The following is a 14,278-nucleotide window of genomic DNA, read 5'->3' on the forward strand; positions in this document are numbered from 1 at the left end:
GCCCCTTCCTGGGTGGAAGGGGCCACGGCCTGTGCTGCTCGGACGGAGCGTCTGCTGCCCGGATACCGCCTAGTGCGCATCCTCCGTCAGGAGAAGGTCGCGTCCCACCGTCTCGGGCGTGAAGAAGGTGGTGACGAACGAGATCAGCGCCAGGACCAGCGAGTAGATGGCGAGCACCAGCCAGGAATGGTCCGTGGCGGCCAGYAGCGCGGCGCCGACCAGCGGGACCAGGCCGCCGGCCAGGACGGCGGAGAGCTCCCGGCTCATGGCCACGCCGGTGAAGCGGTACTGCGAGCCGAAGAGTTCAGGCAGCAGCGGGCACTGCGGGCCGAGCATGGACTGAACGCCGAGGGCGATGCCCACCACCATGACAATCCAGACCAGCGTGACATTGCCCAGCGTCACCAGGTAGAACGCCGGAAGCGCGATGAGCGCCTGGAACAGTGCACCGTAGCGGTAGACCGGCACCCGGCCGAACCTGTCGGACAGCGCACCGAAAGTGATCACCATGACGGCCGCGAAGCCCGCGGCGATGAGCAGGCCGACCGGACCGATGAACTTGTCGCCGGGAAAAACGCCGTCCTTGGCCGCCAGGAACGCGATGAGCAGGGCGGAGTAGATCGAGGAATTGCCGTTTTCGCCCATCCGCAGGCCGATGCCGATCAGCACGTTCTTCTTCGAGTGCTTCCACAGCTGGCCGATGGGGTTCTTGACCACATTCTTGTGCTTTTCCAGTTCCTGGAAGACGGGCGTTTCCTTCAGCCGGAGCCGGATGAAGATGGCCACCACAACCAGGAGCACGCTGGCCAGGAAGGGCACCCGCCACAGCCAGCCCTCCAGGACGGCCTTGTCTGCCATGGCAATGAGCGCGAACGTTCCGGCGCCGAGCAGGGTTCCCAGCTGGATGCCGACGAACGGGAGCGAAGCGAAGAAGCCACGACGGCGGCGCGGCGCGACTTCGGAAATCAGCGTGGTGGCGCCGGCCTGGTCAGCGCCGGCACCCAGTCCCTGCAGGATGCGCAGCGTCACCAGAAGAACGGCGCCGAGCATGCCGGCCTGTTCGTACGTCGGCAGCAGGCCGATGGCGAAGCTGGCGGTCCCCATCAGGCCGATGGTGAGGATCAGGACCATCTTGCGGCCGAACCGGTCGCCGATGTAGCCGAAGACCATCCCGCCGAAGGGCCGGGCCGCGAAGCCCACACCGTACGTGGCGAAGGATGCAATCAGGGCCCCGTCCTCGCCGAGCGGCTTGAAGAACAGCGGGCCAAAGATCAGGGCGGAGGCCAGCCCGTAGATGTAGAAGTCGTAGTACTCCAGCGCGGAGCCCACAGAGCTGGCAAGCGTTGCCCGTCGCAGCTGTTCCGGATCGACGACGGCGCCGTCCGCTTCAGCGAGCGGTGTATTAGTACTAGTTGTCACAAGCACTCCCTCAAGAACACTCCAGACCCCCGTTGGTCTGGTGGGTGTGAGCAACCCCAAGGAGTCGATCACTATGCTGAACAGAGTACAGCATAGTGATCGCCTAGCCAATGAATAATCAGATTTATTCCGGACGTCCCGAAACGCTCAGCAGCGCTGGCCCCTAGCCCATGGGATTGCCGAGGGACCGGGCGAGGTCCTGGAGTTCCTTCACCATCATGGCGCCCTGCTCCTGCGAGTAAGTCGCCTTCAGCGCGGTGACCGAAAGGCCGAGGCTGGGCCCGTGTGCGCCCCGGGTCGGGACGGCGACGGCCAGGCACACGACGCCGGTGGTGGATTCCTCGTCCTCGAACGCATACCCCTGCTCCCGGATGAGCGTGAGCTGCGCCTTGAGCTCGGCACCCGTGCGCAGCGACTTCGGCGTCAGGACCGGAAGAGTCGCGTCGTCGGGAAACATCTCGTCGACGTCGTGATCATGCAGCCGCGCGATCAGGGCCTTGCCCACGGCACAGAGGGACACAGGCATCTTGTCGCCGATATTGGACGTCAGGCGCACCGCCGGGTGCCCTTCGTAGCGGGCGAGGTAGATGACATTTGTTCCGTCCAGCATGGCGATCCGGACCGTCTCTCCCGAGAGTGTCGGGGCCTGTTCACAGAAGCGGTAGAACTCCTGGACCTCGTCGAGGCGGCTGAGGTAGGCAGCACCCAGCTCAACCAGCTTCCGGCCGAGGGTGAACTCCGCGCCCTGGCGGCTGATAAGCCTCGCCTCCTCGAGCGCGAGCAGGAGGTTGGAGGTGGAGGACTTAGGGATTCCCAGTTCCCGGGACAGGTCACTGAGCGTGAGGCGTCCGGTCGCGGATGCCGCCAGGGCTTCCAGCACGGCGGCGGCACGGGTGACAGCCGGTGCGGGTGACGCGCTCCCCAATCCGTCGGAGGGTCGGGAAACTCGGGAATCGGCCATGATTCTCCTTCAGGTATCGCGCGCAAGTCGCCGCGCCACTCGTTCGAATGCCGTCCAGTCAGCTGAACACTAACCATCATAATGTCTGGCGCCTCAAACCGGGACCGGCAAAGCCCGTGCATCCATTGCTCCCCTGTCGGCGGGCCTCGTCGGGGACCGCCGGCCCCTTAGGCGGCAGACACCACGGGGTTCGTCAGCTCGCCGATGCCGGCAATGTGGCACGTGACGGTGTCGCCGGGGACGATCGGCGCACACTCGGCGGGGAATCCCGTCAGCACCAGGTCACCCGGGTGAAGAGTCATGAAGGAAGTGAGATAGGTGAGGATTTCCTCCACTTTCCAGCCAAGGTCGGCGGAGCTGGCTGCCTGGAGTTCCCGACCATTGTGTTTGATGCCGATCGCCAGGTCGTCACCGTTCAGGTCCGTGACGATCCAGGGCCCCACGGGCGTGAACGTGTCCTGGCTCTTGGCGCTGATCCACAGCTCATCGGATTCCTGCAGATTCCTGGCGGAGACGTCATTTCCTATGGTGTAGCCCAGGACCGCGCCCATGGCGTTGCCGGGCGTCAGTCCGCGGGCCCTGCTCCCGATGACGAGGGTCAGTTCGGCCTCCGGCTCGACGCGCCCCACGCCCGGCCGGAGTTCAACCGCGTCCCCCGGGCCGACCACGCTGGTGGACGCCTTGTGGAAGGCCTGCGGCGGAAGCCCGCGACCGGCGGCACCGGTATTGTGCGCCATGCCCAGGACGTTGGCCGGGACACAGGGCGCGAGGAACGTGAACGACGCTTCCTCCACCGTCGCGCCGGCCCCCCAACCGCTGCGGGGCAGGCTGCCGGCATTGGCGGCAGAACCCGGGAACGGAGAGGGTGTCACCGTCCACGCCCTGCCCGCCGCACTGCCAAAGTCCGCTGCGTCGTTGGCGACGAAGAAGTATTCGTCCGCGGCAGCCGGGGAAAGCGGGCGGACTCTGGCGATTCGGCGGGCACTCGTAGCGGTCATGAAAACATCCTAGGCGGCGGACTCCCGGGGCCCGCGATTAGGCCATCGAGTGGCGTAATTCTGGCGCGCAGAAACCCCGCCGGTGTTTCACATTTCCAAGCGTTCACGGTATATTCATTACAAGCCTTCCACCGCGGCATCCCCCAATAGTCGCGGTGGAAGGCTTTTCCAATGCCCGGGTGATACCAGGGTCCGGGGTCCCCTTTTGAGCTGGCCGGGCCGGGCGATTGTTGCCCGCGCAGGCAGCCTACGCGGCGTCCGCAACGGCCCCCCGCAGCCGCCAGCCCCCACCGAGGCCGTCCCGGATCAGTTCCATGGTGGTCAGGGCAGATCCGCGGTTGCGGCCGAGCTTCGCCTGGACCTGCCAGACTTCGACGTCCACGCGGCTCAGGCCCTTGGGCATCCGGCGCTCGGCCTCCCACCAGCTGACCCGCTCGAACCAACGCACGGGCTCGGCCCCGATCAACCATTCCCTGCCCCCGCGCACTACCGCCAGGGGCCGCCCGTCCGGGCCTGTTTTCACCATCACGTGTTCCATGCCCGTCACAGTAGGGCGGAGCCCTGACATTTTCGGGGCGCACAGCATCCCCCGCCGGAACGCACAAACCCCGCCCTTCCGGACCGCGTGGTCCGGAAAAGCGGGGTTTTCTGTGGTGGGTCCTACCGGGATCGAACCGATGACATCCACGGTGTAAACGTGGCGCTCTACCAGCTGAGCTAAAGACCCAAACCGCGGCATCCGCGCCTCAGCGCTTCAACCAACGAACAGCTACTGTACCGGATGTCACCGGCCAAGCGCCAATCGGCCCGGCCGTCGCTACAGGGGCGGCAGCTCGGCGGCGAGCCAGGTCAAGGCCCCGCTGACGCCTGCCTCCAGCTTGATGGTGGCGAGGCCGTCCCCGCGGGTCGGTCCCCTGTTGATGATGACCACGGCTTTGCCCTGCTTCGCCGCATGGCGGACAAAACGCAGGCCGCTCATCACGGTGAGCGACGAGCCGGCCACCAGGAGCGCCCGGGCGGCGTCGACCATGGCGTACGAGCGCTCCACCCGGTCCTTGGGCACGTTTTCCCCGAAGTACACGAAGTCCGGTTTTAGGGTGCCGCCGCAGGCCGGACAACGGGCGACGATGAACGATCCAATCAGTTCGGTGTCCTCGACGGCGGCATCGGCGTCCGGCGCCATTTCAACCACCCCKGCCGCCTGTGCCCGTTCCAGGAACCCGGGGTTGAGTTCTTCCAGGACACCGGCCAGCATCCGGCGGCTGAACCGCCGGTGGCAGTCCAGGCACACCACCTGGTCGAACCGGCCGTGCAGGTCCACGACGTTGACGCTGCCGGCGTCCTCGTGGAGCCGGTCCACGTTTTGTGTGATGAGGCCGGTGAGAAGCCCCCGTTGCTCCAGCCGGGCTACAGCGGCATGGCCATCGTTCGGATCCGCCCTGCGCAGATGTGACCAGCCGATGTGGTTGCGGGCCCAGTAGCGCTGCCGGTTTCCCGGCTCGCCGATGAATTCCTGGTAGGTCATGGGGGTCCGCGGTGCGGCGCCGGGCCCGCGGTAGTCGGGGATGCCTGAATCCGTACTCAGGCCGGCGCCTGTCAGCACGGCGAACTGCTCCCCGGACAGGATTCCGTGGATGTCTTGCAGGGCCTCCAATTCGGTGCGCTGGAGTTCCGCGGCGCTCCCGGCGGCCGTAACCGGCGGGAGGCTGGCAAACCCGGTCATGCCGATTCCTGGCCGCCGCTGCCTCACCGGATCAGCTCCCGCCGAGTCCTGTGAGGGCCGCCCGGTATTCGCCGAAGTCGCGGGCCTGGCCGCGCGGATTCACCACGACGTAGCGGACGATTCCCGCAGCGTCGATGATGAAGGTGCCGCGCAGCGCCATGCCGCTGTCAGGGTCGAACACACCGTAAGCCGAGGCCACGGCGCCGTGCGGCCAGAAGTCGGCCAGCAGATCGAAGCCGTAGCCTTCCTTTTCGGCATAGGCACGCTGGGCGAATTTGCTGTCCACCGAGACTGCCAGCACGACGGCGTCGGCATCCTCGAACAGTGCCAAGTTGTCCCGGATTTCGCAGAGTTCCCCGGTGCAGATCCCGGAGAAGGCAAACGGGTAGAAGACTATGGCGACGTTGCGGCCGCGGAAGTCCGAGAGGCGCACCGGTTCGCCGAATTGATTGGCGAGCTCGAAATCCGGTGCGGGATCGCCGACGCCGGGAACGGGACTCACGGCGGAGCCCGGCCCGGAGGCCTCGCGCTGGACCGCTTGGGTCACTTGTTCTTCCGCGTGACCAACCGGGTGGCGCTCCAGTCCTTCGAGACGCCGGCGGAGGTGGTGTAGTGGAGCCCTGCGGTGGGCGCGGCGTCCTGGATGTCCGCGGGCGAGACGTAGCCGTCCCGGCCGGACTTGGGAGTCAGGACCCAGACAACGCCGCCCTCGGTGAGAGTGGTCAGCGAATCGACCAGCGTGTCCACAAGGTCTCCGTCACCTGCCCGCCACCAGAGAATGGCGGCATCGACCACCTCGTGATCGTCCTCATCGAGAAGCTCAGAGCCCGTGAGATCTTCGATATCGTCCCGCAAGTCGAAGTCGACATCGTCGTCATAACCGAATTCCTGAATCAGGTCCCCGTCTTTGAAACCCAGTTTCTCCGCCACATTTACCGAAGTGGCGGCGTCGGCCTCGCTCACGTGTTGCTCCTATGCTTTTTGAATTGCTTCATGTTTTCAATGGCACTAGTGATTTCCATTACTCCAAGCCAACACCCTTTGAGCTCTCGCTTCAAGCTGTTGGCACCGCGATCCGCCATATTCTGCGTCACACAGGCCGATCCGGAGGCTGCCGGGCAGCGCTTCGTCACACAACCAGTATGCCCGTGAAATACGGGGACGGGTCCATAGGGCGGCTACGCATCCATCAGCCCGCACGGCTAGAGTGGCTGATGACGACTACGCCTGCGCGGGCAACCGCCCGGCTAATACACAGGCAGGCGTACCGTGATTGGACCTTGCCCGGCGCATACGACCGGGCTGATGTAACCGATATGTCGCACACGTCGCGTTCACGCCAGGCAGTCACCCTGCCCGGAGCTGAGGGTGCCGATAGATGCGCTCAAAGAGAGGTTGGACGTGGCTGCAGGAGAAGATACCTCCCATATCCTCAGCGGGTTGACAAACCAGCTGCCTGATCGTGATCCGGAAGAGACCGCCGAGTGGCTGGAGTCCCTGGATACCCTGATTCAGGAACAAGGCACCGAACGTGCCCAGTACATTATGCGAAGCCTGCTCCAGCGGGCCGGCGCGCAGTCCGTGGGTGTTCCGATGGTCACCACCACGGACTACGTCAACACCATCCCGGTCGACCAGGAAGCGGCATTCCCYGGSGATGAGGAGATCGAACGCAAATACCGTGCCTGGCTGCGCTGGAATGCCGCKGTGATGGTGCACCGGGCKCAGCGGGCGGACATCGGCGTCGGCGGCCACATCTCCACCTACGCCGGYGCCGCGACCCTGTACGAGGTCGGCTTCAACCACTTCTTCCGCGGCAAGGACCACCCCRGCGGCGGCGACCAGGTYTTCTTCCAGGGCCACGCCTCGCCCGGCATGTACGCCCGTGCCTTCATGGAAGGCCGGCTCTCCGAGGAGGACCTGGACGGGTTCCGGCAGGAGAAGTCCAAGGAAGGGCACGCCCTGTCCTCCTATCCGCACCCGCGCCTGATGCCGGAGTTCTGGGAATTCCCCACCGTCTCGATGGGCATCGGCCCGATGAACGCCATCTACCAGGCCCAGTCCAACCGGTACCTGCACAACCGCGGCATCAARGACACCTCGGACCAGCAGGTCTGGGCGTTCCTGGGCGACGGCGAAATGGACGAGCCCGAGTCCCGCGGCCTGCTCCAGCTCGCGGCCAACGACAAGCTCGATAACCTCAACTTCGTGATCAACTGCAACCTCCAGCGCCTCGACGGTCCCGTCCGCGGCAACGGCAAGATCATGCAGGAACTCGAAGCGTTCTTCCGCGGTGCCGGCTGGAACGTCATCAAGGTCGTCTGGGGCCGGGAGTGGGATGACCTGCTGGCCAAGGACGAGGACGGCTCGCTCGTGAAGATCATGAACGAGACCGTCGACGGGGACTACCAGACGTACAAGGCCGAGTCCGGCGCGTTCGTCCGCGAGCATTTCTTCGGCAAGACCCCGCAGACCAAGGAAATGGTCCAGGACCTGACCGACGACCAGATCTGGAACCTCAAGCGCGGCGGYCACGACTACAACAAGGTCTACGCCGCCTACAAGGCCGCGACCGAGTTCAAGGGCAAGCCCACGGTCATCCTGGCGCACACGGTCAAGGGCTACGGCCTGGGCACCCACTTCGAGGGCCGCAACGCGACCCACCAGATGAAGAAGCTCACCCTCGCGGACCTCAAGGCCTTCCGCGACCACCTGCGCATCCCGATCACGGACGACCAGCTCGAAGCGGACCTCTACCGGCCGCCGTACTACCACCCCGGCATGGACTCCCCCGAGATCCAGTACCTGATGGACCGCCGCAAGCAACTCGGCGGCTTCGTCCCCGAGCGGCGACATTCGGCATGGACGCGTTCTTCCCGACGGCGAAGATCTACAACCCGGACGGCCAGGGCTACCTCTCCGTGGACCGGGAGCTCGTCCTTGCCTATAAGGAATCGGCCCAGGGCCAGCTGATCCACCCGGGCATCAATGAAGCCGGGGCGGTGGCGGCCTTCACCGCCGCCGGAACGTCCTACGCCACGCACGGCGAACCGCTCGTGCCGGTCTACGTCTTCTACTCGATGTTCGGCTTCCAGCGCACCGGCGATTCCTTCTGGGCGGCCGCCGACCAGATGACCCGCGGGTTCATCATCGGCGCCACGGCAGGACGCACCACGCTGACCGGCGAAGGCCTGCAGCATGCCGACGGGCACTCCCCGATCCTGGCGGCAACCAACCCGGCCGTCATCACCTACGACCCGGCGTTCGGGTACGAAATGGGCCACATCATCCGGGACGGCCTGGAGCGGATGTATGGGCGCGGCGAAGCCGGGAAAGAAATTGCCGGCAACGATCCGTCGCGGAACCTGATGTACTACCTCACGGTGTACAACGAGCCGATCGTGCAGCCGGCCGAACCCGAAAACCTCGACGTCAACGGTGTCCTGAAAGGCATCTACCGGGTGTCGGCGTCGGACTTTGACGGGCCTAAAAGCCAGATCCTGGCCTCCGGCGTGTCCGTTCCGTGGGCCCTCGAAGCCCAGCGGATCCTCGCCGAGGACTGGGGCGTCTCGGCGGACGTCTGGTCCGTGACCTCCTGGACCGAACTCCGCCGCGACGCCATGGCCGCCGAGGAAGAGGCCTTCCTCAACCCCGGCCAGCCCGCCCGCGTCCCGTTCGTGGCCCAGCAGCTCGCCGGTGCCACCGGGCCGGTCGTGGCGGTCACCGACTACATGAAGGCCGTGCCGGACCAGATCCGGCAGTTCCTGCCGCACCAGTTCGCCTCGCTCGGCGCGGACGGCTTCGGCTTCTCCGACACCCGCGCCGCGGCCCGCCGTTTCTTCAAGAACGACACGCACTCGATTGTAGTGAAGACCCTCCAGCTGCTGGCCTCGCGCGGAGAGGTCGACGGCGGGGTGCCCGCCTACGCGATAGACCGCTACAAGCTCCTGGACGTCACCGCCGGGACCACCGGCGGAGCGGGCGGCGACGCCTGAGAAGCGCGTTATGGTGGGCAGATGAGCGACAGCAGAGCGCACGGCACCGGATCCGGCGGCACGACGGCGGTGCTGCTGGCCGCCGGAGCCGGGACGCGGCTGGGGCTCGGGCCGAAGGCATTGCTCCCCCTCCGCGGCCGCACGCTGGTCGAAGTGCTCGCTGACGTGCTGCTATCGGGCGGCTGCCGGGAGGTGGTGGTGGTGCTTGGCGCGGATGCGGCAAGGGTCCGCGCCGCCACCGAACTCGGCCGGCACCGGGTCATCGACAACCCGCACTGGGCCAGCGGGATGGGCAGCTCGTTCCGGGCCGGTATCACCGCTGCGGCCCCGGAGGACCATGTGCTCATTGCGCTGGTGGACGAGCCCGGCCTGACCAAAAAGACCGTCACCCGGCTGCTGGGGTCCCACCGGCCAGGCCGGGTGACGGCGGCCGCCTACCGCGACGCGGACGGGAAACTGCAGCGGGGACACCCGCTGCTGCTCGATGCCGGTCTTCGAACCGAAGCCGCGGAAACCGCTACGGGCGACGCCGGCGCCCGGCATTTCCTGCGGGCCCACCCGGACCTGGTTGATCTGGTGGATTGCAGCGACCTCTCCAACGGCGAGGACCTCGACTCCCCCGAACAGCTCCACCTCCTCGATTAATAACAACGCGGGGTCAGCAGCTCCTGCAGTCCACGCTTGAACCCGGACCGGCCGCCGTGCGCCGGGTGCCTGATTTTCGGCACGTCCATGCCGCTGCGCTGCAGGCTGCGGTAGGCCACGTTGCCCACGGCCACCACGGTATCGATGCGGAACGCCTCAGCGAGCGCCTGCCAAAACGGAGTTCCCAGCGCAGCCTCGGAAGCCTTTGGCGTGCGGTTGGACAGCGGCCGCCCGGGCACGTGGGTGTGCCACGGGCAGGCGCTCCACAGCAGGGGCAGGAATTCCAGCTCGGCCAGCACCTGCCACATCACCGTGGCCGTCGGCTCCGCAGCGATTCCCGCAGCTTCCGCCGGGAGCACGTAGCCCTTCCCCGGCCCGAAAAGCCCAAACTCGTTGGCTGGGCCCTCGAACATGGTGCGGTTCGTGAAGGGAACCCCGGTGATCCTCATGCCCCTATAACCGGGGGCTTCCCCCACGAGCAGGACCTTGGGGTCGCGGTCCTGCATCTCCCGCAGGTAGATGGCCAGGTTCCGCCGGCGCTGCGCATTTCCCGGCGCGGTGTGATCGAAGAAGTTGTTGCACCCGGGTCCTGTTGCCACGGCCGCAAGACGGTCAACAAAGCCATCGATGGAGGATGAAGTCATTCCGTACCCGTTTCGTTGACAGCCGGTAGGTCCTCCAGAATATCCGGGCCGCTACACCGTCGGCGCAGGCGAGCCGCTTTAGCATGGGGGGATGACGGACATGACCATCTTCACGGTGGGGCACTCCACTCATCCCATTGGCGAATTCATCGGCATCCTGCAGGCCCACGGCGTCAAGAAGCTGATCGACGTGCGCACCGTCCCGAAGTCGCGCCACAATCCACAGTTCAACGGGGACGCGCTGGCCGCGAGCGTGCGGGCCAGCGGAATCACCTACCGGCGAATGGAATCCCTCGGTGGTCTGCGGCACGCCCGGAAGGACAGCCCCAACGGCGCCTGGCGCAACGCGTCGTTTCGGGGATATGCGGACTACATGCAGACCGAAGAATTCTCCGCGGCCATCGACCAGCTGCTGGACCGCGGGCGGGCCAACGATTCGGCAATCATGTGCGCGGAAGCCGTCCCGTGGCGCTGCCACCGCTCGCTGATCGGTGACGCGCTCCTGGTCCGGAATGTCGGGGTGCTGGACATCATGACGGAAAAGTCCGCGAAACCCCACACCCTGACTTCCTTCGCCCGCGTTGAGGGGAAGCGGGTGTGGTACCCGCCGGCCTAACGTCGGCTACGCCAACCACAACGCGAGGTCAGCTACGGCCCTGAACCACGCCGCCATGGGCCGTTTCTGACCTTGCATTGGTTTGAGGAGGGTCTACCAGCGGGGGTGGATCGATTCGCGGAAGTAGCGGTCATAGATTTCGCGGACGCCGACGTCGAAGGTGGCGTCAATGCCGCTGACATCCGCCGCGGCGGCGTTGGCGCGCGCCTGGTCCACGTTCCGCGCGCCCGGGATCACCGTGCTGACGCCGTCCTGCGCCGCGATCCAGGCGATGGCCGCCTGGGCGGTGCTGACGCCGTCGGGCACCAGTTCCTCGAACTCGGCCACCGCTTTGAGGCCCTGGCCGAAGTCCACGCCGGAGAAGGTCTCCCCGACGTCGAACGCTGAGCCGGTGCGGTTATAGTTCCGGTGGTCGTCCTCGGCGAAGGTCGTGTCCGCAGTGTATTTTCCGGAGAGCAGCCCGGAGGCGAGCGGGACGCGGGCGATGATGCCCACGCCGGCGGCCTCAGCCGCGGGCAGCACCTTGTCCAGCGGCTTGAGCCGGAAGGCGTTGAGGATGATCTGCACGGTGGCGGTGCCTTCGTGGCGCATGGCCTCGAGGGCTTCCTCGGTCCGCTCCACACTGACGCCGTAGTTCCGGATGGCGCCCTCGGCCACGAGCGTGTCCAGCGCGTCGTAGACCTCGTCGTTGCCGTACACGGCGGTGGGCGGGCAGTGCAGCTGGACCAGATCCAGCTGCTCGACGCCCAGGTTGCGCCGCGACCGGTCCGTCCATTCGCGGAAGTTGGCGAGGTTGTAGTTCTCCGGCCGCTGCTCCACCCGCCGGCCCATCTTGGTGGCCACCGTGATGTCCAGACCGGGGTTGTCCGCGAGGAACGCGCCGATGGCCTGCTCGCTGCGGCCGTCGCCATAGACGTCCGCGGTGTCGAAGAACGTGACGCCCGCTTCGGCGGAGGCCGCCAGGATGGCCTGCGCCTGCGCGGGGTCCACGTTGCCCCAGTCCGCGCCGAGCTGCCAGGTCCCCAGCCCGACGGTGGAGACGTTTCGTCCGGTTTTGCCCAAGATTCGTTGTTCCATCGTCCGACTATAGGCCGTTAACGGCCTCAAAGCGGGGGAACCAGCCCCGCCTCCTTCAGGGCCAGGTAAATCTTGTCCCGGGAGATGGGCAGCTCGGAAAACCTCACGCCGGTGGCGTTCCGGATGGCGTTCGCGAGCGCCGGCGCCACCGGGTTGAACGGGCTCTCGCTCATCGACTTCGCGCCCAGCGGGCCCAGCTTGTCGCTGGTGTCGGCGAAGTACACCTCGCTGCGCGGCACGTCGGCGAAGGAGGGGACGTGGTACTGCCGCAGGACGTCGGTGGTGACGCGGCCGGCGTCGTCCACTGTGACCTCCTCGTAGAGCGCAGAGCCGAGGGCCTGCGCGATCCCGCCTTCGATCTGGCCGCGGCACTGGCGCGGGTTGACCACCACGCCGGCATCGGCCGCCTGCACGCTCTGCAGGATCCGCAGCTCCCCCGTCCCGGTGTTCACCRCCACCCGGAAGCCCTGGACATTGAACGCCACCGAGCGCGGCGTCCCGCCGCAACGCCCCTCGGCGGCGAGCTCGACGCCGGCCTGCTCAGCGGCGTCGTAAATATCCGTCAGGGGCACCCGGGTTCCCTCGCAGACCACGGCGTCCCCGTCCAGGACGCAGCCGGAGGGCGGCACGCGGCGGAGGCCGGCGGCGAAGGCGCGGATGCGGAGGGCGAGGTCCTCTGCGGCGGCCAGCGTCGCTTTGCCGGCCACCACGGTGCCGGCAGATCCGAACGCGCCCGAATCGTGGTCCACGAGGTCGGTGTCGGACTGCCGGAGGGTGACGCGGGCGGCGGAGGTGGACAGCGCGGTGGCCGCGAGCTGCGCGTGGACGGTGGTGGTGCCGTTGCCAAATTCTGCCGTCCCGACGTCGGCGGCGTAGGTCCCGTCGGGCAGGAGCCGGAGCCTGGAGTGGGCATAGTGGCCGCGTGGCGGGACGGTGTCGATCATGGACAGGGCAGTCCCCTCCCCGACCACCCAGTCCGGTCCCGGGCTGTCGAGGCCGGCCGCGCGGCAGCGTTCCCGTCCACGGGCCAGGGCGTCCTCTACCAGCTTCGTGCACTGGTCCAGGCCGTAGCTTCCGTAGCGGACATCTTCCTGGGGCTCGTCGCGGATGGACAGCATGTCGTCGCCTTCCCGGACCATGTTCCGGCGGCGGAACTCCAGGGGGTTCATGCCGATCGCTGCCGCGAGCTCGTCGATGCCGGATTCGATCGCGAAGATCATCTGGCTGAGCCCGTAGCCGCGGAAGGCACCGGACGGCACGGTGTTGGTGTACACGGCGTGGGCGTCCACTTTCTTGTTGGCGCACTTGTACACCGCCAACGACTCGCCGCAGCCGTGGAACATGACCCCGGTGGCGTGGTTGCCATAGGCACCGGTGTTGGTGAGCACCTCCAGCTTCAGTGCGGTCAGCCTCCCGTCGCGGCTGGCGCCGGCCGTGAGATGGATGGTGAAGGGATGCTTGGTGGTGGCGGCGGTGAACTGTTCGGTCCGGGTGAATTCAAGCTGCACGGGGCGGTTGAGCTTCAGGGCCGCCAGAGCGACAACGTCCTCGGTGAGCACCTCTTGTTTGCCGCCAAAACCGCCGCCCACCCGTCCGGCAACCACCCGGATCTGCTCTTCCGGCAGGCCGAACACGCGCCCCAGGGTGCGCCGCACCAGGAACGGGACCTGGCTGGAGGTGCGGATCAGCAGCCGCCCGTCACCGCCGATGGAGGCGATGGAGGCATGGGTTTCGAGCGCCATGTGCTGCACCCGTTGAGTCCGGTAGGTGTGTTCGTGGATGAAGTCCGCCGCGGCGAACCCGGCCGCCATATCGCCGAGCTCGGAATGCAGTTCCGCGACGACGTTCCGCTCCGGCCGGCTGATGCGGGCCGTGGTTGCGTCCTTGTCCCCGTGGAGGGCGGGGGCGCCGGGGAGCATGGCGTTCTCCGGGGTAAAGACCGCATCCAGCACCTCGTAGTCGACCTTCAGGGCCCGCACGCCTGCCTCCGCCGCCGCCACCGTCCCGGCGACGACGGCGGCGACGCGCTGGCCGGTGAACCGCACGACGTCGTCAAAGACGCGGGTGTCGTCCGGGTCGTCCGTGTAGAGCTCGTGCTGCGAGGTCGAACACAGCGGCGCCGGGGAGTCCTCATGGGTGAAGAGCGCCGCGAAGCCGGGAATCGCCAGCGCGGCTGCGGCGTCGATGGATCGGATCCGGG

At 66.9% G+C, this 14,278-nt stretch carries 12 protein-coding genes, 1 tRNA gene and 1 pseudogene; 3 read left to right on the forward strand and 11 right to left on the reverse strand.

The genetic code is table 11. The features are described 5' to 3' along the window. Positions 1-69 precede the first annotated feature (69 nt). The 8 genes from AC1D1S_RS17205 to AC1D1S_RS17240 form a co-directional block, all read right to left on the reverse strand. Positions 70-1,419, reverse strand: coding sequence for an MFS transporter (locus AC1D1S_RS17205; RefSeq protein ID WP_476995018.1), 1,350 nt, complete (start codon positions 1,417-1,419; stop codon positions 70-72). Between the two features lie 163 nt (positions 1,420-1,582). Continuing rightward, entirely contained in the window at positions 1,583-2,380 is a 798-nt protein-coding gene (locus tag AC1D1S_RS17210; RefSeq protein WP_028277808.1) for an IclR family transcriptional regulator, read from the reverse strand. 167 nt (positions 2,381-2,547) lie between these two features. Further along, positions 2,548-3,378: a fumarylacetoacetate hydrolase family protein gene (locus AC1D1S_RS17215; protein ID WP_243177182.1), complete on the reverse strand. Its 831-nt coding sequence runs from the start codon at positions 3,376-3,378 to the stop codon at positions 2,548-2,550. Positions 3,379-3,625: 247 nt separating this feature from the next. Next, positions 3,626-3,904, reverse strand: a complete 279-nt coding sequence (locus AC1D1S_RS17220) for a hypothetical protein (protein WP_243177181.1) — start codon at positions 3,902-3,904, stop codon at positions 3,626-3,628. 125 nt (positions 3,905-4,029) lie between these two features. Continuing rightward, positions 4,030-4,105: transfer RNA gene (locus AC1D1S_RS17225), tRNA-Val, on the reverse strand. A gap of 90 nt (positions 4,106-4,195) precedes the next feature. Further along, positions 4,196-5,128, reverse strand: a complete 933-nt coding sequence (locus AC1D1S_RS17230) for an NAD-dependent protein deacetylase (protein WP_476995019.1) — start codon at positions 5,126-5,128, stop codon at positions 4,196-4,198. 4 nt (positions 5,129-5,132) lie between these two features. After that, positions 5,133-5,648, reverse strand: a complete 516-nt coding sequence (locus AC1D1S_RS17235; protein ID WP_476995020.1) for a peroxiredoxin — start codon at positions 5,646-5,648, stop codon at positions 5,133-5,135. Then, a complete protein-coding gene (locus AC1D1S_RS17240) occupies positions 5,645-6,064 on the reverse strand; it encodes a DUF3052 domain-containing protein (RefSeq protein WP_018773429.1) in 420 nt (139 codons plus the stop codon). Before AC1D1S_RS17240 ends, AC1D1S_RS17235 begins: the two co-directional genes overlap by 4 nt. Positions 6,065-6,502: 438 nt before the next feature. On the opposite strand from AC1D1S_RS17240, the pseudogene AC1D1S_RS17245 reads away from it, so the two are divergent. After that, positions 6,503-9,096, forward strand: a pseudogene (locus AC1D1S_RS17245) (pyruvate dehydrogenase (acetyl-transferring), homodimeric type). Between the two features lie 21 nt (positions 9,097-9,117). Beyond that, a complete protein-coding gene (gene nboR, locus AC1D1S_RS17250) occupies positions 9,118-9,741 on the forward strand; it encodes a nicotine blue oxidoreductase (protein WP_243180676.1) in 624 nt (207 codons plus the stop codon). Here nboR and AC1D1S_RS17255 read toward each other — a convergent pair. Further along, entirely contained in the window at positions 9,738-10,385 is a 648-nt protein-coding gene (locus AC1D1S_RS17255; RefSeq protein WP_476995021.1) for a uracil-DNA glycosylase, read from the reverse strand. The two genes, nboR and AC1D1S_RS17255, sit on opposite strands and share 4 nt — an antisense overlap. A 91-nt stretch (positions 10,386-10,476) precedes the next feature. Here AC1D1S_RS17255 and AC1D1S_RS17260 point away from each other — a divergent pair, with 91 nt between their 5' ends. Beyond that, positions 10,477-11,001: a DUF488 domain-containing protein gene (locus AC1D1S_RS17260; protein ID WP_243180674.1), complete on the forward strand. Its 525-nt coding sequence runs from the start codon at positions 10,477-10,479 to the stop codon at positions 10,999-11,001. Positions 11,002-11,094: 93 nt separating this feature from the next. On the opposite strand, the gene AC1D1S_RS17265 is transcribed toward AC1D1S_RS17260, so the two are convergent. Beyond that, positions 11,095-12,078: an aldo/keto reductase gene (locus tag AC1D1S_RS17265; RefSeq protein WP_476995022.1), complete on the reverse strand. Its 984-nt coding sequence runs from the start codon at positions 12,076-12,078 to the stop codon at positions 11,095-11,097. Positions 12,079-12,104: 26 nt separating this feature from the next. After that, a partial coding sequence (locus AC1D1S_RS17270; RefSeq protein ID WP_476995023.1) for a xanthine dehydrogenase family protein molybdopterin-binding subunit occupies positions 12,105-14,278 on the reverse strand: 2,174 nt, incomplete at its 5' end.

It is taken from the genome of Arthrobacter sp. P1_A5 (assembly GCF_056406825.1).

Bases quoted from the DNA above. Each gene is read 5' to 3' on its own strand.
- AC1D1S_RS17265 (WP_476995022.1), bottom strand. From the start codon at position 12,078: ATGGAACAACGAATCTTGGGCAAAACCGGACGAAACGTCTCCACCGTC.
- AC1D1S_RS17260 (WP_243180674.1), top strand. From the start codon at position 10,477: ATGACGGACATGACCATCTTCACGGTGGGGCACTCCACTCATCCCATT.
- nboR (WP_243180676.1), top strand. From the start codon at position 9,118: ATGAGCGACAGCAGAGCGCACGGCACCGGATCCGGCGGCACGACGGCG.
- AC1D1S_RS17255 (WP_476995021.1), bottom strand. From the start codon at position 10,385: ATGACTTCATCCTCCATCGATGGCTTTGTTGACCGTCTTGCGGCCGTG.
- AC1D1S_RS17215 (WP_243177182.1), bottom strand. From the start codon at position 3,378: ATGACCGCTACGAGTGCCCGCCGAATCGCCAGAGTCCGCCCGCTTTCC.
- AC1D1S_RS17210 (WP_028277808.1), bottom strand. From the start codon at position 2,380: ATGGCCGATTCCCGAGTTTCCCGACCCTCCGACGGATTGGGGAGCGCG.
- AC1D1S_RS17220 (WP_243177181.1), bottom strand. From the start codon at position 3,904: ATGGTGAAAACAGGCCCGGACGGGCGGCCCCTGGCGGTAGTGCGCGGG.